Source organism: Candidatus Palauibacter sp. (assembly GCF_965216145.1).
GTDB lineage: Bacteria > Gemmatimonadota > Gemmatimonadetes > Palauibacterales > Palauibacteraceae > Palauibacter.
The window spans coordinates 3,684,222-3,705,655 of record NZ_OZ244149.1 but is presented as its reverse complement, the minus strand read 5'-3'; the positions used below and the strand labels follow the sequence as shown (position 1 = coordinate 3,705,655).

17 protein-coding genes are annotated in these 21,434 nt (G+C 68.5%); 8 read left to right on the top strand and 9 right to left on the bottom strand.

Annotated features, from left to right (window positions below; translation table 11 throughout):
- Positions 1-142 precede the first annotated feature (142 nt).
- Positions 143-1,102: a DUF481 domain-containing protein gene (locus ACOOHF_RS15960; RefSeq protein WP_420462425.1), complete on the top strand. Its 960-nt coding sequence runs from the start codon at positions 143-145 to the stop codon at positions 1,100-1,102.
- A 15-nt stretch (positions 1,103-1,117) separates the two neighbouring features.
- On the opposite strand, the gene ACOOHF_RS15955 is transcribed toward ACOOHF_RS15960, so the two are convergent.
- Both ACOOHF_RS15955 and ACOOHF_RS15950 read right to left on the bottom strand, forming a co-directional pair.
- The gene (locus ACOOHF_RS15955; protein WP_420462424.1) at positions 1,118-2,146 is read right to left on the bottom strand and encodes a Kelch repeat-containing protein; all 1,029 of its coding nucleotides are present in this window, start codon (positions 2,144-2,146) and stop codon (positions 1,118-1,120) included.
- A gap of 53 nt (positions 2,147-2,199) precedes the next feature.
- Positions 2,200-2,952: an SOS response-associated peptidase gene (locus tag ACOOHF_RS15950; RefSeq protein ID WP_420462423.1), complete on the bottom strand. Its 753-nt coding sequence runs from the start codon at positions 2,950-2,952 to the stop codon at positions 2,200-2,202.
- A 112-nt stretch (positions 2,953-3,064) separates the two neighbouring features.
- Here ACOOHF_RS15950 and ACOOHF_RS15945 point away from each other — a divergent pair, with 112 nt between their 5' ends.
- Together ACOOHF_RS15945 and ACOOHF_RS15940 are read left to right on the top strand one after the other, a co-directional pair.
- Complete coding sequence (locus ACOOHF_RS15945; protein ID WP_420462422.1) at positions 3,065-3,916, top strand: carbon-nitrogen hydrolase family protein; 852 nt, start codon at positions 3,065-3,067, stop codon at positions 3,914-3,916.
- Between the two features lie 17 nt (positions 3,917-3,933).
- The gene (locus ACOOHF_RS15940; RefSeq protein ID WP_420462421.1) at positions 3,934-4,785 is read left to right on the top strand and encodes an alpha/beta hydrolase; all 852 of its coding nucleotides are present in this window, start codon (positions 3,934-3,936) and stop codon (positions 4,783-4,785) included.
- 81 nt (positions 4,786-4,866) lie between these two features.
- Here the strand turns inward: ACOOHF_RS15940 and ACOOHF_RS15935 are convergent, their stop codons facing one another.
- Positions 4,867-5,571, bottom strand: coding sequence for an HAD family hydrolase (locus tag ACOOHF_RS15935; protein WP_420462420.1), 705 nt, complete (start codon positions 5,569-5,571; stop codon positions 4,867-4,869).
- 30 nt (positions 5,572-5,601) lie between these two features.
- Here ACOOHF_RS15935 and ACOOHF_RS15930 point away from each other — a divergent pair, with 30 nt between their 5' ends.
- The 3 genes from ACOOHF_RS15930 to ACOOHF_RS15920 are packed head-to-tail and all read left to right on the top strand — an operon-like array spanning position 5,602 to position 8,012.
- Positions 5,602-6,531 carry a CPBP family intramembrane glutamic endopeptidase gene (locus tag ACOOHF_RS15930; RefSeq protein ID WP_420462419.1) on the top strand — a complete coding sequence of 310 codons (930 nt, stop codon included), beginning with the start codon at positions 5,602-5,604 and terminating at the stop codon, positions 6,529-6,531.
- Positions 6,528-7,553, top strand: coding sequence for an NAD(+) diphosphatase (gene nudC, locus ACOOHF_RS15925; RefSeq protein ID WP_420462418.1), 1,026 nt, complete (start codon positions 6,528-6,530; stop codon positions 7,551-7,553). The genes ACOOHF_RS15930 and nudC overlap by 4 nt, the downstream gene beginning before the upstream one ends.
- Before the next feature lie 24 nt (positions 7,554-7,577).
- The gene (locus tag ACOOHF_RS15920) at positions 7,578-8,012 is read left to right on the top strand and encodes an SRPBCC domain-containing protein (protein WP_420462417.1); all 435 of its coding nucleotides are present in this window, start codon (positions 7,578-7,580) and stop codon (positions 8,010-8,012) included.
- A gap of 21 nt (positions 8,013-8,033) precedes the next feature.
- Here the strand turns inward: ACOOHF_RS15920 and ACOOHF_RS15915 are convergent, their stop codons facing one another.
- The 5 genes from ACOOHF_RS15915 to ACOOHF_RS15895 form a co-directional block, all read right to left on the bottom strand.
- Positions 8,034-9,182, bottom strand: coding sequence for a glycine cleavage T C-terminal barrel domain-containing protein (locus ACOOHF_RS15915; protein WP_420462416.1), 1,149 nt, complete (start codon positions 9,180-9,182; stop codon positions 8,034-8,036).
- A gap of 56 nt (positions 9,183-9,238) precedes the next feature.
- A complete protein-coding gene (locus ACOOHF_RS15910) occupies positions 9,239-9,439 on the bottom strand; it encodes a hypothetical protein (protein ID WP_420462415.1) in 201 nt (66 codons plus the stop codon).
- 206 nt (positions 9,440-9,645) lie between these two features.
- Complete coding sequence (locus ACOOHF_RS15905; RefSeq protein WP_420462414.1) at positions 9,646-10,890, bottom strand: aminotransferase class V-fold PLP-dependent enzyme; 1,245 nt, start codon at positions 10,888-10,890, stop codon at positions 9,646-9,648.
- Between the two features lie 212 nt (positions 10,891-11,102).
- A complete protein-coding gene (locus ACOOHF_RS15900) occupies positions 11,103-11,651 on the bottom strand; it encodes a UGSC family (seleno)protein (RefSeq protein ID WP_420462413.1) in 549 nt (182 codons plus the stop codon).
- Positions 11,648-13,108, bottom strand: coding sequence for a thioredoxin family protein (locus ACOOHF_RS15895; protein ID WP_420462412.1), 1,461 nt, complete (start codon positions 13,106-13,108; stop codon positions 11,648-11,650). The genes ACOOHF_RS15900 and ACOOHF_RS15895 overlap by 4 nt, the downstream gene beginning before the upstream one ends.
- 183 nt (positions 13,109-13,291) lie before the next feature.
- On the opposite strand from ACOOHF_RS15895, the gene ACOOHF_RS15890 reads away from it, so the two are divergent.
- Together ACOOHF_RS15890 and ACOOHF_RS15885 are read left to right on the top strand one after the other, a co-directional pair.
- The gene (locus ACOOHF_RS15890; protein WP_420462411.1) at positions 13,292-14,449 is read left to right on the top strand and encodes a helix-turn-helix transcriptional regulator; all 1,158 of its coding nucleotides are present in this window, start codon (positions 13,292-13,294) and stop codon (positions 14,447-14,449) included.
- 107 nt (positions 14,450-14,556) lie between these two features.
- Positions 14,557-14,952 carry an Ig-like domain-containing protein gene (locus tag ACOOHF_RS15885; RefSeq protein WP_420462410.1) on the top strand — a complete coding sequence of 132 codons (396 nt, stop codon included), beginning with the start codon at positions 14,557-14,559 and terminating at the stop codon, positions 14,950-14,952.
- Between the two features lie 69 nt (positions 14,953-15,021).
- Here the strand turns inward: ACOOHF_RS15885 and ACOOHF_RS15880 are convergent, their stop codons facing one another.
- Positions 15,022-21,384: an Ig-like domain-containing protein gene (locus ACOOHF_RS15880; RefSeq protein ID WP_420464386.1), complete on the bottom strand. Its 6,363-nt coding sequence runs from the start codon at positions 21,382-21,384 to the stop codon at positions 15,022-15,024.
- Between the last annotated feature and the right edge of the window lie 50 nt (positions 21,385-21,434).

Sequence of the window (21,434 nt, the reverse complement as noted above, 5' to 3'; positions counted from 1 at the left end):
ATTCAAGCCGAAGATGCCCCGCCGAGATAGGCGCTGCCACACGAACCCTGTGACGCTCGAAGCCTTGCTTGTCCGGGAATCCACCCTCTGATAGCCTTGGGTCCGCGTTTTCCTCGAAGCAAATTGGGCTGGAGGGTGGAGGATGAAGTGCAGGCTGGGGCGGGAGGGCGCTCTCGATTCTCTCCGTAATATGGGTGCGGCCGCAGCTATCGGAATCGCGGCGGCCGCCATCCAACCGTGCTTTCCCTCACTCGCCGGGTTGTCCGCACAGGCTGATGAAGCGGCATCCGCCGGCGAGCCCGTTCAAGCCCTCCAGGAGGGACCGGATGCGGACTGGTCCTACAGCGCCGAACTGAGCCTTCTCTTCACCTCAGGAAACTCGACCGTGCGGACATTCGGCCTGGGTGGCGCAGCCCGACGAGACTGGGGTTCTGGCGAGTTGTCGTTCCGGGCGGGCGGCCTTCGCACCGAGTCGGGGACGACGCAGCGGATCGCCGTCGGCACCGAGGATGACTTCATGGTGACCGACTACTCCGACCCGAAGCCGACGGCCGAGAACTACTTCCTGCGAGGTGAGTTCGAGCGCTCGTTCTCGGATCACGTCCATCTCACGACCGGCGCGGGGTGGGAGAGAAACACCTTCTCGGGGTTCGAGAGCCGTTTCTCCCTGGTCACCGGCCTCGGCAACATGTGGATCGAGACCGAGACCACCCGGCTAAAGAGCGACTACGGGATCACGTTTACGGCCCAGAACGATGTGGTGGACGACCCCGACAAGAGTGCGAGCTTCGGCGGCGTCCGCGTCTCCACCAACTTCCGCCGCCGCCTCACGGAGACGGCCGACCTCGAGAGCACGCTGACGTTGGACGAGAATCTGACGGATGCGGCCGACCTGCGGGCCGATCTCGCCAACTCGCTCTCAGTGGACATCAACCATTCCCTGGCCGTCAAGACGGGCCTGCGACTCGTGTGGGACAACGTGCCGGCCCTGACGAATGCGCCGCTCGAGCAGCCCGCCGGCACCCCGACCGGCAAGATGGTACTCGTGCCCCGTCACAAGCTGGATTCGACCTTCACGATCGCCCTCGTCGCCAACTTCTAGTACCGGCTCGAGCGTCTATGGGCGGAGGCGGATCTCCGTGACCCGGTTGGTCACGCGCTGTCCGGCGGTCATGCCCCCGACGATGAAGGCGCGCCCGTCGGCGATGACGATGCCGCGGTGGTCCATGGTCGGCGTGTCGGGCGGCGGGAGGTCGACCCAGCCGCCGGCCGCGAGATCGAAGGCGAAGGCCCCGTCCCACGGTTCGGCCGGCCGACCGTCGTACCCCGTCCCGTTGTAGTTGTACGCGTTGTCCGATCCGCCGGCGAAGGCGACACGAGTCCCGACGGCGACGGCGGCCGCGCGATAGAGCCCCGGTCCGGGATGGTCCGACAGACGTTCCCAGCCGATGAGGGTGGGGTCGGCCGGGTCAATGCGGCCCAGCCACGAGGACGCCTCGAGGAGGAAGGCGCGGGGTTCCGCCTGGACGCGCGCGCCGTCGATGTAGACGATGGCGTCGCCCACAATGCCGCCGGCGTGCCCGAACACGGGCGGGCCCGGGATCGGCGTGGCCTGCGCCCAGGCGTCCCGCGCCGGATCGTAGATCTGGACGGCCGCCACATTGTCAGAATCGTGCCAGCCCGAGACGAGGAAGATCAGCGAGTCCCGCCACACGCCCGAGATCGCGTCGTCGACGGGGATGGGCATGGGAGCCGCCCGAGTCCAGCGTCCGGTCTCGGGGTCGAGCACGTCAACCTCGGGACGGGACTGCTCCCCGCCGTCCTCCGCGACGGTGTAACCGCCGAAGAGGAAGATCCTGCCGTCGAACGCCTGGGCCGTCGCGGCGAGGCGGCCCGGGCCGGGCGGGGGCTTGATCGCCCGCCACGCCGGACTTCCGAGGTCCCAGCGGAAGGAGGCGGTCGTCACCCCGGACCAGAGTTTCGTGGAGTCGATCCCGAGGAAGGAGAACACGGCCCACCCCGCGGACGTCTCGATGGCGGCGACCGCGTTGTTGGCCACCGACATGGGGAGCGGGGGCGGGAGCCGGTCCGGAAACGCCGTCCCGGAGCCCGCCGGAGCGTCCGGCCGGGCGCAACCGGCCGACACGGCGATGACGATTGCTCCGAGAGCCGGAACTCGGAGGGCGCGCGCCGTGAGTTTCACGCCGGGGAGGGGAAGAGCCCGAGTTGGTCCCGCGGTGCCTCGCCCGGCGGGGGCCGTCGGCCCCAGCCCTCCGCTCCCCGGATGGGCGCGTCGAGCGGTTCCGTGCAGGACGGGTCGTCGACGGCGACGCGGTTGACCCGGCGGCTGACCGCGAACACTTCAAGCGCCTCCGCGTCGAAGGATTGGAGCGGGTCCATGGTCCGCTCCGACATGTCGAGGTCGAGCCACATCTGCGCGCCCTCGCCCTCGATGATGACCGGCATCCGGTCGTGCAGCGGTTCGAGCAGTTCGTTCGCGTCCGTGGTGACGATCGTGCAGGAGCCGACCGGGCCGTCCGCCCCCCGCCAGATGTCCCACAGACCGGCGAGCACCATCGGCGTCCCGTCTCGTCGCCGGACGAAATACGGCTGCTTCACGCCGCCCTCGGCCCGCCACTCGTAGAAGCCGTCGGCGAGCACCGCGCAGCGGCGATCCAGGATCAGGTCCCGAAACGCGCGACGCGTTTCCAGCGATTCCGAGCGCGCATTGATCATCAGCGGGAGCGAGCCCGGGTCCTCGGCCCAGTTCGGGATCAGCCCCCAGCGGAGGGGTACGAGTTCACGGCCTCCGGCCCTCCGGCGCAGGGCGATGACCTCGTCGGTGGGCGCCACGTTGTAGCGGGGCGACCACTCGCCGAGCCGCGACGGGTCGGCCTCGAAGAACTCTGCCAGATCCGGGACCGGGGTCTGCAGGCTGAATCGTCCACACATGCGCGCAAACTAGTGGATCGATGGCCCCGTTGCGGGTCGTGGCGCGCTCCCCGACAATCCTCCCTGCCCGAAGCGACCACGGCCGCGACCCCCGGAACCGGACGGCCCAGGCATGAAGATCGCACTCGTCCAGCAGTCCGCCGCACCCGACCGCACCCGCAACCTCGAACGCGCGCTCGACGCGATGGGGCGCGCGGCGGCCGATGGGGCCGGGCTCGTCGCCTTCCCCGAACTCGCCATCGACCGTTTCTTCCCGCAGCGCCCTGACGACCCGGCGGCGGCGGATCTGGCGGAACCCATTCCCGGGCCCACCTCGGACCGGATCGCGGCCCGCGCGGCCCAACTCGGCCTCGTCACCGTCTTCAACCAGTACGAACTCGGGGTCGACGGCCGGTGCTACGACAGCACGCCGGTCTTCGACGCGGACGGCTCGCTGCTCGGCGTGACGCGCATGATGCACATCACGGAATACGCGTGCTTCCACGAGCAGCACTACTACGCGGAGGGGGACACCGACGCCCTCGTCTACGACACCGCGGTGGGCCGCGTGGGCGTGGCCATCTGCTACGACCGCCACTACCCGGAGTACATGCGGCGCCTGGGCGAACTCGGTGCCCAACTCGTCGTCATCCCCCAGGCCGGTGCGATCGGCGAATGGCCTGAGGGACTGTTCGAGGCCGAGGTGCGCGTGGCCGCGTTCCAGAACGGCTACTTCGCGGCCCTCTGCAACCGCGTCGGGGAGGAGCCGCGCCTCACCTTCGCCGGCGAGTCCTTCGTCGTCGATCCCGAGGGCGTGATCCTGGCGCGTGGCCCGGGACTCGAGGAGACGATCCTCTACGCCGACGTGGATCTCGCCCGTTGCGAGACGTCCACCGCGCGCCGCCTGTTCTGGCGCGACCGGCGCCCCGACGTATACGTGCGCTGGGCCGAGCGGTTCGCCGCCGCGTCCCTGCCCGGATCCTGACCGCCGTCCGCCCGCCCGTGGAACTCCTCGTCGTCGTGGCCGCCGTGGTCGGCCTCCTCGCGGTCGCCCACCTGTGTCTGCCGCGCCTGGCCCCCTTCTTCGTGTTCTATCCGGAGCCGCTGGAGCCGCACGAGACGCAGCCCCGCTACTGGGGATTCGTGGACGCCTCGGAGGTGTGGATCCCCACGGAGGACGGTCCGCGGCTACATGCCTGGTGGTTTCCCGCCGGCCGTGACGAACCCGGCCGAGGCGCCGCGATCTACTTCCACGGCAACGCCGGACACCTGGGCGATCGCGGCACGGTGGCGGCGGCGCTCTCGAATCTGAATCTCGATGTTCTGCTGCCGGACTACCGGGGCTACGGTGCGAGCGAGGGAAAGCCCTCGGAGGAGGGGCTGTACGCCGACGCGAGAGCCGCCTACCGCTGGCTCGTGGACGAGAAGGGGGTTGACCCGGGACGGCTGATTCTGTTTGGGAACTCGCTGGGGAGCGCCGTGGCCGCCGATCTGGCGATCGGCCGCCCCGTCGCCGGCGTCGTCCTGCTCGGCCCGTTCACGGACATCCCGGCCATCGCGCGGCACCGCCTGTCATGGCTGCCGGAGTGGTATCTGGACTGGCCGCGTCCTCGCTTCGACACGGTGGATCGGGCCTCCCGCATCGCGGCGCCCACCCTGGTCGGTGCGGGGGCGGACGATCGCGTGATTCCGCCTGGCCAGAGCCGCGAGGTGTTCGAGGCGCTCGGCGGACCGAGCCAATGGCTGGAACTCCCCGGCGTGGGACACAACGACATCTTCTCCCAGCAGGCGCTGTGGCAGGCCCTGCACCGCTTCACCCGAGAGGTCCTGGCCGACGGGACCCGGTCTCAGTAACGGTGCCCCTCGTGTCCCTCGAATCGGACCAGACGACCCGTCCAGATAGTTCAGCTGGACGAAAAAGATCCCCCGGCCGACCTACAGCCCCGGCAGGAGCCACGCCGCGGCGGCGGCGAGGTCGGGCACGATGTGAATCGGATCGGCGTCGTCGGGCAGGGGCTGCGCGTTGCGGTTGACCCACAGGACGGGAACCCCGAAGCCGGTCGCGGGGACGATGTCGTGGAACAGGCTCTGCGCCACATGGAGCCAGCGATCGAAGCCGGCGGCCCACTCCCGCCCGCGCTCGAAGTGCGGCGCGGCCGGCTTGTAACTCCGCAGTCTCTGCGCCGTCCCGAGGAGGGCGAACTCGATCTCGAAGTGTTCGAGCGTTCCCGCGAGCAGGTCGTCGTCGATGTTCGACAGGATGCCGAGTGTGACTCCGGCCCTGGCGAGCCGGGAGAGGGCGGGGTTCGTGTCGGGGAACGGCTGCCACGAGGGGATGCTGGCGGGAACGCGGGCGGCCGGAGCCTCCGAGGCGTCCCAGTCGTTCGCGCTCGCGACCTCGGCCGCGGTCTGGGTCAGCAGCTGCCGGTAGGGTCGGTAGTCGCTCGTCTTGAGGCGGTCCTGCGCCGCCAGGAACTCGCCCAGGAGCGCCTCGTCCGCCACCCCGGCGGCCTTGGGGTACGCGGCCCGCAGCGCGGCGAGAATCCCGGCTTCCCAGTCGATCAGGGTGCCGTAGCAGTCGAACGTGAGAAGCGTTCCCGGTCCCGCCGTTCCCTCGAACCCGCGCTCGAATCTGTTCACCGTCTCCCTCGGCTCCGCTATGTTGCGCGCATGAACGAAGGCGAGATCCTACCCGCCGCGGCGGGGGACGGCCACCAACGACCGCGGGCTGCCAACCCGTTCGAGGATCTTCGAGCCCGCACGGTGATTCCGTGGGTGATCCTCGGAACCATGGTCCTCGGCGTTGTCTTGTACGTCGTCGCGCTGCTGACACCCCTGGATTCAGGCGACCCGCGAACGTTCGAGGTCCTGTTCGGGCTCGCCCTCTATGGTGCCCTCGCGACGTGGATCGTCTGGGCCTGCCGCCGCTCGGACATTGGTCTCCGCCGACTTGTGGGCACGCTGCCTCGCGGGTACGGCGGGCTGTCCTGGGTCCGTTTGGCGGGCCTTCTGGTTGTCACGATGGCGTTCTCGATTGGATCGTGGCTCGTCTGGGCGTACGCGCTCTCGACGCTGGCCCCCGGGGTGCTCGAGTTTCTGCTCGAGGCCCTCAGCACCGAGTCCGACCCCGGTATTGGCTACCAGTTGGCGATGGCCGTGATCGCCGTCATCGCGGCACCCGTCCTGGAAGAAGCATTGTTCCGCGGGATTCTCGTCAACCGCTGGGGATATCGACGGGGGGTGCCCGCGGCCCTGATCGCATCCTCGATCGCCTTCGGGATCCTGCATGCGAACCCGTTCGGAATCGGTGTCGTGGGTCTCGTCGCGGCACTCCTCTACCTGAGGACTAGGACGCTGATTGTGCCCATCGTCTTTCACGCCACCAACAATCTCGTCGGGATAGTGGGGGAGTTCCTGTCGGACGCGAGTGGACCGCTCGATGTCGCCGCGGAGATCCAGGCAGCCCGGGACGACGTCGCCGTGGGCGTAATCCTCGTCGCGGTCTCCCTGCCCATCCTCGTCTGGTACATTGTCCGGCAGTGGCCGCCGCGCAATGCCGGGCTCCCGTACGCGGACCCGGATGAGGTCTGCGGACGGTGAGCGAAGCGGCCGGCCGAGACGCGTCGTCGCTTGAAAGCAGCGGATCCTCGTCCCGGGTTGCCAACCCTTTCGCCGGAGGGGAGCTCGACCGCGCGACCCACCTTCGAGCGGATCCAAAGTGGCTCGCCGACCGGAAGTCCGACCCCTCCTCGCGCCTCGTCCCCGTGTGGCGTTCGTGCAGCCTGGTGCGGGAGACGGCGCGAGATCTTGCCGAGGAAGCGGACGGCATGGCCTACGAGCCCGGATTCCTCCGACCCGCAGCGGCCGCCTTCTGCGCGGATCCGCGGGAAGACTGGATCTTCCTTGGTCTCGAGGGGGGCGGTGGGACACCCGACGATGGTCGCGCCCTGTTCGCGGCGGAGGTGCCGGACTCCAGCGAGCCGGCGTCTTCCGAGGCGCTCGACGGAGCCCTCGACGGGGCGGGCGAGTTCCTCGACCTCCGGGGAGTCGGGGCCATGCTGGGGCAGCGGGAGGGCTCGCTCCTGGCGTACGCCCGCGCGGTCGTCACGTGGAGCCGCCGGCACCGCTTCTGCGGGACGTGCGGGGCCCCGACCGAACCTCGGCAGGGCGGCCACGCGCGGCGCTGCGCGAGCGAGGCGTGCGGGGAAGAGCATTTCCCCCGCACCGACCCGGCCATCATCGTCCTCGTCACCGACGGCGACCGCTGTCTGCTGGGGCGAAAGGACATCTGGCCGGAGGGCGTCTACTCCACGCTGGCGGGCTTCGTGGAGCCGGGCGAGAGCCTCTCCGAGGCGGTCGTCCGCGAGGTCCGCGAAGAGTCCGGGATCGAGGTGGGCTCCATCCGGTATCGTTCGTCGCAGCCGTGGCCCTTCCCGGCGTCGCTGATGCTCGGCTTTCGGGCCGAGCGCGTGGGCGGCGAACTGAGCGTGGCGAGCCAGGAACTCGTCGACGCGCGCTGGTTCGAGCGCTCGGATTTCGCCCGCCGCCGCGAGATCGGGCTCCGGCTCCCGGGCCGCGTGTCCATCTCCCGCCGCCTCATCGAGGACTGGCTCGCCGGATAACGCGAATCAGGGGTTGCACATACCATGACCGACGAATCGAACCTGACCGATCCGATCGACCGGACGATCGAACTCGACGCCTCGCCCGCGCGCGTGTGGGTGGCGCTGGCCGATCCCGACGGACTGGCCGCGTGGTTCCCGGACCGAGTGGAGGGACTCGCGCCGGAAGAGGGGGCCGCGGGCTGGCTGGTGTGGGACAACCACGGTCGGTACGCGATCGCGGTCGAATGGATGGAGGCCGGGCGGCGACTCGTGTGGCGCTGGGCCCGGAAGCCCGAAACGCCCCTCGAGGGCGGCTACAACACGACCGTCGAGTGGACGCTCACCCAACGCGAGGGCGGCGGGACGATCCTGCGCCTGGTCGAGCGCGGTTTCCGGACCGAGAGCGACCGCCAGGACAATGTCGGCGGCTGGGAGCACGAACTCGGCGAACTGGTCGAAGCCCTCGCGGCCGGCTGACGCGGCCCCTCCAGCGGCCCGCTATGACTTCGGAATGTCCTTACCGGGATCCACGAAGGGTCGGGGCACGACCGTGGCGTCGCGTTCTCCGTCCGGCGTGGTGACGCTCAGGCGCGTGCCCAGTTCTCCCGAGGCGGCGGGCACCATGGCGTAGCCGATGTTCCGCCCGAGACGCGGCGAGTACACGGCGGAGGTCACGAAGCCCATCTCCTCTCCGTCCCGGCGCACGGACCAGCGGTCCATGTTGAGGTCGAGCGGGGCACCGGCGATCTCGATTCCGGCGAGGAGTCGCCGCGGCCCCTCCTCGGCGATCCGGGCCAGCGCTTCGCGGCCTATGAAATCTCCCTTCTGGTCGAAGTCGACCTGCCAGCCGAGCCCGACTTCGTAGGGGTTGGTGTCCAGCGTCATGTCGACGCCGTAGTTGAGGATGCCGGCTTCGATGCGGCGGATGTCCGACGGACCGGTGGGAGAAATCCCCAAGTCGCGTCCCGCTTCCATCACACGGTCCCAGAGTTCGACGCCCCGGGCCCCGTCCCTGAGGTAGATCTCGTAGCCCACCTCGCCGCTCCACCCCGTCCGGGTCACGATCACCGGGATGCCGTCGAGGTCGGTCTCCAGGAACCAGTAGTAGCGGAGCTGGAGGACGTCCTCCCCGAAAAGCCGGCGCACGACTTCCTTCGACTTCGGGCCCTGAACCTGCATGGGCGAGACATCCGGCTCGCATATCTCGACGTCGAGGCCGGAGTTGAGTGCGATGCCCTTCGCGTACAGCAGCACGTCGCTGTCCGCGAGCGCGAGCCAGAAGTGGTTCTCGGCCAGGCGCAGCAGTACGGGATCGTTCACGATGCCCCCATCCTCGGCCCCGATGAGGACGTACTTGCCCTGCCCGACGGCGCACTTCGACAGGTCCCTGGGGGTGAGCAGGTTCGTGAACTCGAAGGCGTCCGGCCCGGTGATCTCCACCTGCCGCTCGACGCTCACGTCCCACACCGTGACACCGGTCAGGAGCTTCTCGTATTCCGCGTGCAGGTCGTCGTAGCGGGTCGGGAGAAACATGTGGTTGTAGACCGTATAGCTCCGGCAGCCGGCTCGGAGCGTGGCCTCGAAATAGGGCGAGCGGCGGAGTCGGGCCCCGCGCTGTATCAAGGCCATGTCGAAGGTCTCGGTCATGAGGTCTCCCCTGGAATCACGGGTTGGGTCGGGCGGATGGGCGCACGGCGCGCAAATCATATGCGCCGACCCGAGTGCATGGCCAGTTTCCGCAGGCTGCGTTTCACGACATCCTCGGGGGGATCGTCCAGGTTCCCGGTGTAGACGCGAGACGCCAGTTTCCGGAGTCTCCCGGCCTTCACCGCCCGGGATACCTCCCGGCTGATGGCCGTATGGGACACGAAGGCTTCGGGAAATTCGCTTAGCACGCGGTTCATGGAACTATCTGTACGTTAGGGGTCCGCCAGATTCCGAAATGAGAATTATCGCAATATGAGGAGCCCAAAAAGCGAAAAAACTCGCTTTAGTGCAGTGCGAGTGAACCCGCTGGGCTCGCCGAGTAGCCCGCCCGGACACGTTCCCGCGGGAACGTCAGGGCCGAGTCGGGCCGGGTCAGGCGGCCGGGAACTTCAGGCGGAGCGCCTCAGGCGGGGATCCCGTGCTTCACGGCGTGGGTCATCGCGTCCACGAAGCGGTCGAGTTCCTCAAGCGTCGAGTAGGTGGACGGGGAGATCCGGAGTCCCGTGAACTCGGCGTGGTTGATGCCGACGGTGAAGATCCGGTGCTTGTTCCACAGCCAGTTGCGGAGCGCACTCGTGTCGATCCCCTCGACCTGGACGTTGGCGATCCCGCACGCGAAGCCCGGCTCGAGGCTGGTGTTCAGCCTCACCCGGTCGTGCCGGAGGAGCTGCTCGGCCCAGTAGTTACGCAGGTAGACGAGGCGCGCCTCCTTGCGCTCGCCGCCGATCAGCTGGTGGAAGGTGAGCGCCTCGCCGATGGCGAGGAAGTTGGCCTCCGGGTGCGTCCCGGTCTCCTCGAACTTCCGGATGTCGTCGCTGCGGCTCTCGGCCGCGGCCTGCAGCGGCCAGATCTCGGGGATCTTCTCCCGCTTGACGTAGAGCAGGCCGGTGCCGACGGGGGCGTGCAGCCACTTGTGCAGGCTCACCGCGTAGTTGTCGCAGTTCAGCTCGGAGAGCGTGAACTCGTGGTGCGCGAGCGAGTGGGCGCCGTCGATGATGACGGGGATGTCGTAACCGCGCGCCATCTCCACGACCTCGCGCACGGGGAGGATCTGGCCCGTGATGTTGATCATGTGGCACATGAGGATGAGCCGCGTGCGGTCGGTGATCTGTTCCTCGAACAGCCGCACGATCTCGGCCGGGTCCTCGGCCGGGATCGGAATCTTGAACTGCTTGAGGACGATCCCCTCGCGCCGCTCGCGCTGCTTGAAGGTCGTGATCATGCGCCCGTAGTCCTGGGTCGTCGTCACGACTTCGTCCCCGCGGGCCAGGTCGTACCCGCACTGGAGGATCTGGAGGCCTTCGGAGGCGTTTCGCGTGATCGCGATCTCCTCGGGGTCGACGTCCCATTGCCGGGCGAGGCGGGCGCGGACGCCCTCTCGTTGCGGCTCGAGGATCTGCCACCCGTTGTAGACGGGGATCTGGTTCGCGAAGTCGAGGTCCCGCTTCATCGCCTCGAGCACGTGGGCGGGCGTCGGGCTCACGCCCCCGTTGTTGAGATTGACGAGCGAGCGGTCCGTCGTGAACGCCTTCTGGATCTCGATCCAGAACTCCTCGTCACGCGCGATTTCCGCAGGGCTTCCGGGGGTGCGGGACAGCTCGCGGGCCGTCGCGATCGCGGTGTTCCACTTCGTGGGAACGGCGGTCATGACTCCGGCGGCTGCGGCGGAGCCCCCGAGGCGGGCGAGAAATCGTCGGCGGGTGGGCATACGGCCTCCTGGCTGGATCGGCTCTCTACGGCTCACGCGGCGCTTGTCGAAACTGCGGTCGCAGTACTGCCAAATAGGCCGCTCTCGGCGCCGTGAGCAAGTCCGGGCGCCCCGGCCGCGGCCTTCCCCGGGGCGTCATCCGGCCCCCGCGATCACTCGTCGGACGCCGCAAGCATGGCTAGAATCGGGTCGATCGCCCCGTCGGCGAGCTGCTCGAGTTCGGCAGCGGTCCGGTTCTGGATCGGGTGCGGGACCCAGACGATGCCGGGCTCGAAACCGAGCGAGCGCGACTGGCTGTCGACGGCCTCCGCGAACTCCGTCGTCACCACGAAGCAGCCGGGGATCCCGCGGTCGTCGAGGTCCTTGAGGTCGTGCAGACCGCACGACGTGCAGGAGCCTCAGTCGGCGAGGCCCTGGACGACGACGTGCGCCTCCGTCGCGATCCTCTGCAGCAGTTCGACGGGGGCCCGCCGCGCGTTGGTCGGCTTGTCCGTGCGGATCGTCTCGATCCCGAGGACGTCGAGGCGGGTCTTCACATGATCGAGGAACTCGTCGCTGCGAAGCTTGCCGATCCCCTGAAGCGCCACGACGCGGCCCTCCAGCGACGGGGGCGGGGCCAGACGCGGCCGCATCTCCGGGGCGAGCTCCGAGGTGGGGTCGTGCAGGATGGCCGCCGGGGTCGCAGGGGTCGGGGGGGTCATGTCTCGATCTCTTTCGTGACGGGGTGTGATTCCTGCCAGGCGCGGCCGCCGGGCCAGCCGGCGAGGATCGCGGAGTAGAGTCCGGCCGCGCCGCCGGCCCGGGCGAGGAGCAGTCCGCCGGGCGGGAACTTGGGCACGCGGCGGCGCGTCTCCGAGTCCGGCACGCCCTCGGCCAAGCCTCCCGCGCCGCGCGCGACCTCGCTCAGCGGCCGTGCTGTCGCCTCGAGCAGCGCATCGGTGATGCGCGCCCGCCTCCAGCCGGCTTCCCGGTAGATGGCGTAGTGTTCCGGCGAGAGCAGCAGCACGGCGTGCGCCCACTCGCAGATCTTGGGGTGGCAGACGGCCAGCAGGCATGTGGCGAGCGACGCGGTCAGCTCCTCGGCCGTGCGCGAACGCTGGTCCATGATCCCCTGGACGCCCTCGCCCTGGAACAGGGTGACCGCACTCACCCCGCGCGGGACGCCGCGCGAAACCGAGAGGGGTTCCCACTCCTCGTCGGATTCGTCTTCCGCGAAGCAGAACGTGTACTTGCTCGGCGCCCCGAAGGTGGCGCGGTCGATCTCCCCTGGACGGCCTCCACCCACGTTCCGCACGATGAGGTTGAGCGCGCGTCCAATGGTGGCGTTGGCCCGGTTCCCCTGTCCGAGGACGTTGAGCCCCGAGTTCATCCCGATACGGCGGGCGATGGGCCCGTTCACGATGATGAGGGGCGCGGTGAAGCAGGTGCTGCACAGGATCCCGTGCAGGGTGAAGTAGGGATCGAGCGCCGCTTCGAGCGCCGCGAGCACGACGGGCATGTACTCCGGCCTGCACCCCGCGAGCACGGCGTTGATCGCGACCTTCTCCACCGTGCATTCGGCGTAGTCCGGCGGCACCGGGCCCACGACTTCGTTCGGGGCCCGGGTCGTGCCCGCGAGCATGCGCAGGATCCGCTCCGGAGTCGGCGGGACGACGGGCAGCCCGTCCGTCCACCCGCGCTCGAAGCACGCTTCCACGGCGTCCGCATGCGGTTCCAGCGCCACCTGCCGCGCTTCGAGGCCCGTCTCCCCGAACCGTGCGCGCAGCCTCTCCTCCGCGCCCGGTTCGACGGAGCGGGAGCCGCAACCGGGCCGGAACTCGGGCAGTTCCGTGCCCAGATCCGGGGTCGCCGTCAACGCGCGCCACTCCTCGCGGTTCCAGCCGAGGGCGCGGCCCGTCTCCTCCCCGTCTTCGAAGCGCACGAGCGTGGGAACGGTCTCGATCCCGAGGCGGAAGGAGTGCTCGAGTTCCGTGTCGTCGATCACGCCGGGGACCCCAACGGGGAAGTCCGGGTCGTCCTGGCTGAAGACCGCGAGACCGCCGCGAGCGCCGGAGTTGCGTACGAGTCGCTCCAGCACCGGTTCGACCAGCTGGCACGTCGGGCAGTCCCGCTTCACGACGACCGCCAGACCTTCTTCCAGAAGCGGCGTGTCTTCCATCCCGCAAGGGTAACCCGTCCAAACGGTGCAGACAAAACGGGAGTCTGGCGGTATCAGCCTCCGTCGGTATACCTCCCCTGTTTTGGGTAGCCTGCGGCCGCTTGGGTCGCTAGCGTGTGCCCTCAAGTCCCCATGTGCTGTGGCGGTGAAGTTGACGGGAGGGCTGGCAATCGAGTGAGGCGAATGACCGAGCAGGACAGGTTCGAGCGCACTTTGTCGTCGTTGTACGAAGCGGCGCTGGGGGATGCCACGTGGGTCTCGGCGGCCACCCTGATCAACGACACGATCGGGACGGGTGGCCATGGCTTGTCCTACGGGGATCCGTGTGGGGGGGTAGAGCCCAAGGTCTTCCTGCATCGGTTATTCGTGGGCAGGGAACGCAGGGAGGACCTGGAGCAACTGTATTTGCGCGACTATTTCCGGCGGGATGAAGTTATCCTGCGCCTCTTCGGACTTCGCGACGGCGAAGTGGCCTATAAGTCGGATCTCTATACCGACCAGGAAAAGAAGACATCCACCGTATACAATGAGTTCCGGCGCGTCAACCAGTCCCAGAAGGGCCTCTTCATGGTGTTCGACGAGCCGGACGGGCGTGCGATCGTCTGGTCCGTCGGCAACTCCGCCGAACGCGGCGGCTGGGGACACGATCAGATCGAGACCGTCAAGCGTCTCGCACCTCACATACGCCAGTTCGTGCGCGTCCGGCATGCCATGGCGAATGCCGGGGCACTGGGCGCGTCGCTTGCCGAACTGCTCGAGGACGGGCGGTCGGGGTTTATCCAGTTGGACCGCCGCGGACGGATCCTGGAGGCGAACGACCGAGCCCGGGATATCCTCCTGAAACGCGATGGGCTCTGCGACGCGGAGGGCGTGTTGACTGCGGGGATACCGGAGGAGGACGCGGAGCTACAGCGCGTGCTGGCGCGGGCGCTGCCCCCGTACGGCGTTCAGGGCGCGGGGGGGTCGATGAAGATCACGCGCACGAAGGCTCGCACGCCGCTGGTCCTTGAAGTCCACCCCGTGCAGGGAATGGGCGCGGATCATCGTGCGTGGGAGGTCGGCGCACTGGTGCTGGTTGTCGACCCGGAAGCCCGCCCCCGGGTAGATCCGGATCTGGCGGCTGCGGTCCTGGGTTTGACGCCCGCGGAGAGCCGCGTAGCGGTGGAGCTGGCGACCGGCCAGACGGTAGCCGGCATTGCGCACGAGTTGGGCTGCGCGGAGAGCACCGTGTGTACACACCTCAAGCGGGTCTATCGCAAGCAGGGGATCAGTAAACAGACCGAGCTCGTGCGGAGGGTCCTGTCGCTCGAAGCCCTGCGGGGTCCCCAAAAAGGGGGATAGCGGTCCGCGTATCCCCTCTCACATCTTCACCTGACGAACGGTCGGTGCCGCGTCGTCCATCGTCCAGGATCGACTGGTGACGGATCGAATCGCACAGGGAGGTAACGGTGTCTGATCGGTGTCTGTTGCTTCTTGCCGGCGCGCTTGTGTGGAGCGGCTCTCTTGTTGAATGCTATGTCGTTAACGAGTCAGAACCTGACCGTCAGCCTGAGTCCGCAAACAGAGCGCCGCGACCCGTAGGTGCGATTCCTCCCCAGTCCATCGGACTTGCACAGCCGGTCACAATCGACCTCTCGGGATACTTTAGTGACCCGGACGGTGACCGTCTGTCTTTCGGTGCCCGAGCAAACAACGCACAGGTGGCCACCGTGAGCGTCTCCGGCGATCGTCTCACGATCACCGGGATCACACCCGGGACTACGGCTGTGACCGTTACAGCGGAGGACCCACGGGGTTTGACGGCGACACAAAGCGTAATCGTCACCGTTAGTCCGGTCGGCTGACTAACTGGCGTATCAGATGGGAGGTTTACGCGCCCGGATGGCGCGAATGAAGAACGTCACCCAGTTCGACTAGTACCGGTTCGGGATCACGCGGACGGGGCGCCCGTTGCGGTCGTGCAGGGTAATCGGCCCTTTGAACACGTCGTCGCCGTAATCGAGCATGCCCTCGGGATCGGCTCGCTCGGCCCCCGGCTCCGGCAGGCTGTATGACTCGGCCTCCGAGGCGTCGACCGTGTAGCCCATGTCGGCCAGGGTCTGGATCGTGATGTTGCTGAGGCGGGCGCGCACGCCTCTGTTGTATGTCGGCGACATGAGTTCTCCACCGAGCAGGATTTCTCCTTCACGGCAGTTGCTGTCCCCTACTTCTTCGCTCCAGTAGAGTTCTCTCCAGTGGGAATCGCCCGATCCCGACCCCTTGCAGTTCTCGAGCGGCACCTTGTCGCCGTCCGTGTAGTTCGTTCCCCCCGCATCGTCGAAAGCTGCGGCGGCGAGTGGGCCGGTGAAATGCGCGTCTTCACCCGGGTCGTGTATCCAGGTGAATATGAACCACGACAGAGTTGGATTGGCGAGTAGATCGAATCGACGCCAGTAGAAGCGACTGATCCCCAGGGTGTGACCCATTTCGTGGAGGACGACCTCCTCGAGCCCGCCGTCGGCTTCGATTTCGGTCAGATAGCGTTCGTTGAACTTGACGCTTCCCATCCAGGGAAGCAGCGAATCGGCACGCCAGCGGCAGGAGCCCGCGGCCGCAATGGTCGTGGGACTCTCGAACGCACCGACTGCGACGACCAGGAGGAGGTCGTCAACGCTGTCGACACGCCGGTCGGAAACATCGTCCCAGCACCCAACGGGAATCTCGGCTCCAACCGGCATGTCCGGAAGTTCCGTGCCCGCGAGGACCCGCATCCATTTCTCGGCTGCGTTTCGATATGCCGCCGCCTGGGACTCGGTCATCGGGGTGATGGAGATCAGATCGATGTTGTACGACCCGATATCCGCCTCCATGACGGCCACCGAGAAGGACGACTCGGCTTCCAGCCCGCCGGGGTCCCCGGAGGTCACCGTGACCGTCGCCGTCCCCCGGGTCCCCGCCGTGAGGGTCAGCGTGCCGTCCGACACGGAGGCGGCGACGACGCCGGCTGCCGACGTTGCGGCATTGTAGGTCAATGCGTCTCCATCCGGATCGCTGAAGTACGAGGACATGTCGACCTCGCCTGACTCGCCCGCCGTGACGAACAAGGACGGGATGTCACCCCGAGGCTCCGGAGGCCGGTTGTCTTGTCGACCCGTCACGGTCACCGCGATCTCCTGCACCGCGGAGGTGCCGTCCGCGTCGCTCGCGGTCACGGTCACGGTCGCCGTTCCCGGAGCCCGCCCGGAAATGGTCACCTCACTGTCGACGCGCGAGGCCGTGGCTACGCCGGAGTTCGAACTCGACGCGGCGTAGGTCAGCGCATCGCCGTCCGGGTCGCTGAAGTAGGGCGACACGTCGAACGTGACGGCGTCGCCGGCCTCGACCGACTGGGCGGGGATGGTACCGCTGGTTTCGGGAGGGCCGTTGCCACGTTCGACCTCGACGCGGACCCCTTGGGTCACGGACGCGCCGCTGGGGTCGCTCGCGGTCACGGTCACGGTCGCCATGCCCGCGCTCACGGCGGAGAGCGTGACCACGCTGCCCGAGACCGAAGCGGTTGCGACCGCCGCGCCCGAGGTCGTCGCCGCGTACGTCAGCGCGTCGTCGTCCGGGTCGCTGAAGTAGGCAGCCACGTCGACCGAGCCCGAGCTTCCCGCTTCCAGGGTTTGCGTCGAAATGGTGCCGACCGCCTGCGGCCCCCGGTTGGTCGTCCGCACGGTCACGCTGGCCTGCTGTCGGGCCTCGAGGCCGCCGGGATCGCGGGCCGTGACCGTCACGACGGCGGTACCGGGCGCCACACCCGATATCGTCACCGTGCTGCCCGACACGGCGGCGGTTGCCACGCCGGCAGCCGATGTCTCCGCCGTGTAGGACAGCTGGTCTCCGTCGCGGTCCCGGAAATAGGAGGAGGCATCGATGGTGGCCGATGTGTTGGCGGCAATCGTCGTGGCGGGAACCGTCCCCATCTCCTCCGGCGCGCTGTTACTCACTGTCACGTCGAACGCCTGGGTGGCGTCGAGCCCGCCGACATCGCGGGCCGTGGTCGTCACGGTTGCGGTTCCCCGTGCCATGCCCGTGACCGTCACGCTGCTTCCGGACACGGACGCGGTGGCGACCCCGGTCTGCGACACCGTGGCTCCGTACGTCAGCGCGTCCGCGTCCGGGTCGTTGAAGTAGGAGGACAACTGTACCGTGACGGACTCGTCCGCGTTCAGCGTCGCGTCGGGGATCGTGCCCGTCGGCTCCGGCGGCTGGTTGTCGGGACGCGCGACGCCCACGGCGATCCGCTGCGTGGCCGCCAGACCGCCCGGATCCGTTGCCGTTGCCGTCACCGTCGCGGTTCCGGACGCCACGGCCCGGATGGTCAGCGTGTTGCCGATCACGCCGGCCGTCGCCACGCCGTCGCTGTCCGAAGATCCCCAGTACATCAGTGGATCTCCGTCCGGGTCGGAGAAGTAGGAGGACAGGTCCAGTGTGACCGACGCCCCTTCGGTCACCGTCTGCGCCGGAATCGCGACCCCCGAAGGCGAACGGTTTGCGCGCGGCTGCACGGTGACCGCGACATCCTGCGAGGCCGTGAGGCCACCCTGATCGCGGGCGGTCACGGTGAGCGTGGTGGCGCCCGGTGCCACCGGTCGGATCGTCAGCGTCTGGCCCACCACGCTCGCCATCGCCACGCCCGTGGCGCTGGACGAACCCCGGTAGGTCAGCCGGTCACGGTCCGGATCCGTGAAGTAGGACGACAGGTCAACGTTTGCCGTGCCCATCGAAGCGACGACTTGCGCAGGAATGGAACGACCCGTGGGCGCACGGTTGGGGACGGTCACGGAAATCCTCTGCCTTGCCGACAGGCCGCCCGGATCCCGCGCGGTCACCGTGATCGTGGCTGTTCCTCCGGCCACGGCCGCAACCGTCACTCTGCTGTCCGCCGCGGAGGCCGTGGCCACCGACGCATTCGAGGTCGTGGCGGTGTAGCTCAGCCGGTCCCCTTCCGGGTCGCTGAAATTGGAAGACACGTCCACCGTGACCGAGTTCCCGGCCTCGATCGTCTGAGCCCCGATCGTCCCCACGGACGTCGGGGCCTGGTTACCCTGCTCCGACTGTACCGTCACGCCGACGCCCTGCTCGGCCGTCAAGCCGTCGGGGTCGCTCGCGCTCACGGTGACCGTCGCCGTGCCCTCGGCCACGGCCTCGATCGTTACCCTGCTGCCGGAAACGGTGACGGTGGCCACCCCCGCATTGGAGGTCTCGGCCCCGTAGGTCAGTCGATCCCTGTCCGGGTCGCCGAAATAGCTGAACGCCAGGAACCAGTAGTTCTCGCCCGGCTCGAGCGTCTGGTCGGGAATCACATCCGTCGACTCGGGCGGCCGATTGGGCTGGATGACCTCAGCGCGGGTGCGCTGCCGGGCTTCCCCGCCCTCCGGATCGCGGGCCGTGACGGTGATGGACGTGCGCCCGTCCGCCAGTCCCTCGACCGTCATGACGGTGCCCGATATAGTGGCCGAGGCCACGTGGTCGAAGAAGACGTCCGCCGTGTACGTCAGCGGGTCCCCGTCCGCGTCCGTGAAGTAGGGGTGCAGATCGACGGAGAACGTTTCCCCGACGTTCAGCGTGTGATCGGGAATGGTGCCCGTCTCATCGGGGCCGCTGTTGGGCACCGTCACGCCGAACGACTGCCGGGCCTCGAGCCCGCCCGGATCGCGGGCCACGACCGTGATCCGGGCCGTTCCCCTGGCGACCCCCGTGACCTCCACGCTCCGCCCCGATGTGGACACGGTCGCCACCGCCGGGTTCGATGTCTCCGCCAAGTAGGTCAGGTTGTCCCGGTCGGGGTCGTCGAAATAGAACGCCAGGGAGACTCTCTCGGTGTCACCCAGATCCACTTCCTCATCGGGGATCGTCCCCGTGGCCTCCGGCGGCCGGTTGGGCTGGATGACGGTCAGGTAAGTCCGCTGGGAGTCCTCCAGACCGTCTGGATCGCGCGCCGTGACGGTGATCGAGGTACGCCCGCCTTCCAGTCCCTCGAGCGTCAAGACGCTGCCCGAAACGGTGACGCGGACCCGATCCTCCCAGAACGGTACCGCCGTGTAGGTGAGCGGGTCGCCATCCGGGTCGGTGAAGTAACCGGAGAGTTCGACGGTGGTCGTCTCGCCCACATCGACGGTGTCGTGGGGGACGTCGCCAACCGCCTCCGGGGCGCTGTTGGGGACCGTGACCGTGAAGGACTGCTGGGCCTCCAGCCCCCCGGGATCCCGGGCCGTGACGGTGATTTCCGCGGTCCCCCGAGCGACGCCCTCGACCGTTACACTGCTGCTGGATGTGGTCACGGTGGCAACCGCCTCATCCGACGTCACCGCGGTGTAGGTGAGCCGGTCTCGATCGGGGTCGTCAAAGTGACGGAACATGGACACGCGAGACGTGCGCCCCCCGCCCACCGTCACGTCGGGGATGGCGTCGGCGACCGCGGGAGGACGGTTGGGCTGACGCACCCTGATCCGGGGCCTCTGCGTCACTTCGAGGCCCTCCGGATCGCGCGCCGTGATCGTCACGGAGGTGCTTCCGTCGCTCACCCCCTCGATCGTGAGGACGCTGCCCGATACGGTGGCCGTGGCCACATGCTCGAAGAACGGCTCGGCCGTGTAGACGAGCGCGTCACCGTCCGGGTCCGCGAAATGATCCGACAGCTCCACGGTGGCCGTCTCGCCGACGTTCAGGGTGTCTCCCGGAACGGTCGCCGTCTCCCGAGGGGCGTTGTTCGGCACGCTCACCGAGAATCGCTGGCTGGCCTCGAGGCCTCCCGGATCCCGTGCCGTCACGGTGATTTCCGCCGAGCCGCGGGCGATCCCCGCCACGGTTGCGCGGCTCCCGGAAACGGTGACCGTCGCGACTCCCGCGTCCGAGGTTTCCGCCGCGTAGGTCAGGGCGTCCCGGTCGTCGAAATAGAAGCCCAGATAGACGCTCCTCGTCCTGTCCGCACTGACCGTCAGGTCGGGAATCGTGCCCTGCGGCTCCGGAGGCTGGTTGGGCAGGCGGACCGTCACGCGAGTCTGTTGTATGGCCTCGTTGCCATCCGGATCGCTCGCGGTGGCCGTGATGGATGTGCTCCCCTCCGCGACCCCTTCGACGGTCATCGTGCTCCCGGATACCGAGACTCGCGCGATGCGTTCGAAGAAGGCCGTCGCCGTGTAGGCCAGCGCATCCCCGTCCGGATCGGTGAAGTACCCGGAGAGGTCCACGGTGGCCGTCCCCCCCACCTCGAGGGTGTCTTCGGGGATATCGCCGACGGCCGCGGGAGGACCTTTCGCCACATTAACGCCGAAGGAAAGCGTCGCCGGGAGGTTGCCGGGATCTCGCGCGGTCAGGTCCACCGTTGCGTGCCCCTCGGACACGCCCGTGAGGGAGAGGGCGCTGCCCGACACGGCGACAGTGGTCACGTCCGGATTCGACGTCCGACTCGAGTAGGTGAGCCGGTCGCCGTCCGGATCGGAGAAGTAGGACAACACGTTGAAGGTGATCGTCACGCCCGCGGGGAGCGTCACGTCGAGGAACGGCAGCGTCCCTTCCGGCGCCCGGTTCGATCCGTCCGAAACCGTGACATCGACGTTCTGGGACGCGGAAAGGCCCTCCGGGTCGCGCGCCGTCACCGTCACTGTTGCCGTGCCCGGGGCCACACCCGTGATCGTCAGCGCAGCGCCCGATACGGATACCGACGCTACCGCGACGTCCGAACTTTCCGCCGCGTAGGAGAGAGCATCGCCGTCCGGATCGTTGAAGTAGGACGACACCTCGAATGTCGCGTCATCTCCCGCCGCCAGCCCCACCGGCGGGATCGAGCGCACTGCCTCCGGAGCCCGGTTGGCCCGCTCCACCGTCACGGCCGCGTTCTGCGTGGCGGACAGTCCAGCCGGGTCGCGCGCCGTCACCGTCACTGTTGCCGTGCCCGGGGCCACGGCCGTGATCGTCACCGTCGAACCCGACACCGACGCCGTGGCCACCGCGACGTCCGAACTCTCCGCCGCGTAGGAGAGTGCATCGCCGTCCGGATCGTTGAAGTAGGACGACACCTCGAACGTCGCGTCATCTCCCGCTGCCAGCCCCACCGGCGGGATCGAGCCCACCGCCTCCGGAGCCTGGTTCCGGGTCGGCGGGGTCGGCGGGTCGGGTACGACCGGGCCGCCACCACCGCCTTCGCCGCAGGCGGCGGCCCAGGCCACGAGGATCGCGGCCATGCCCCAGGAGGCGCCACGGCGGACGTCCCACCTGTGGGCATTCGCGCGGCCAGCGGTGTCGAGGTCCATTGCGATCACGCTGGCGAGTCGGCCCCGGGCGCGCTCGGGGCGGCCGCCGA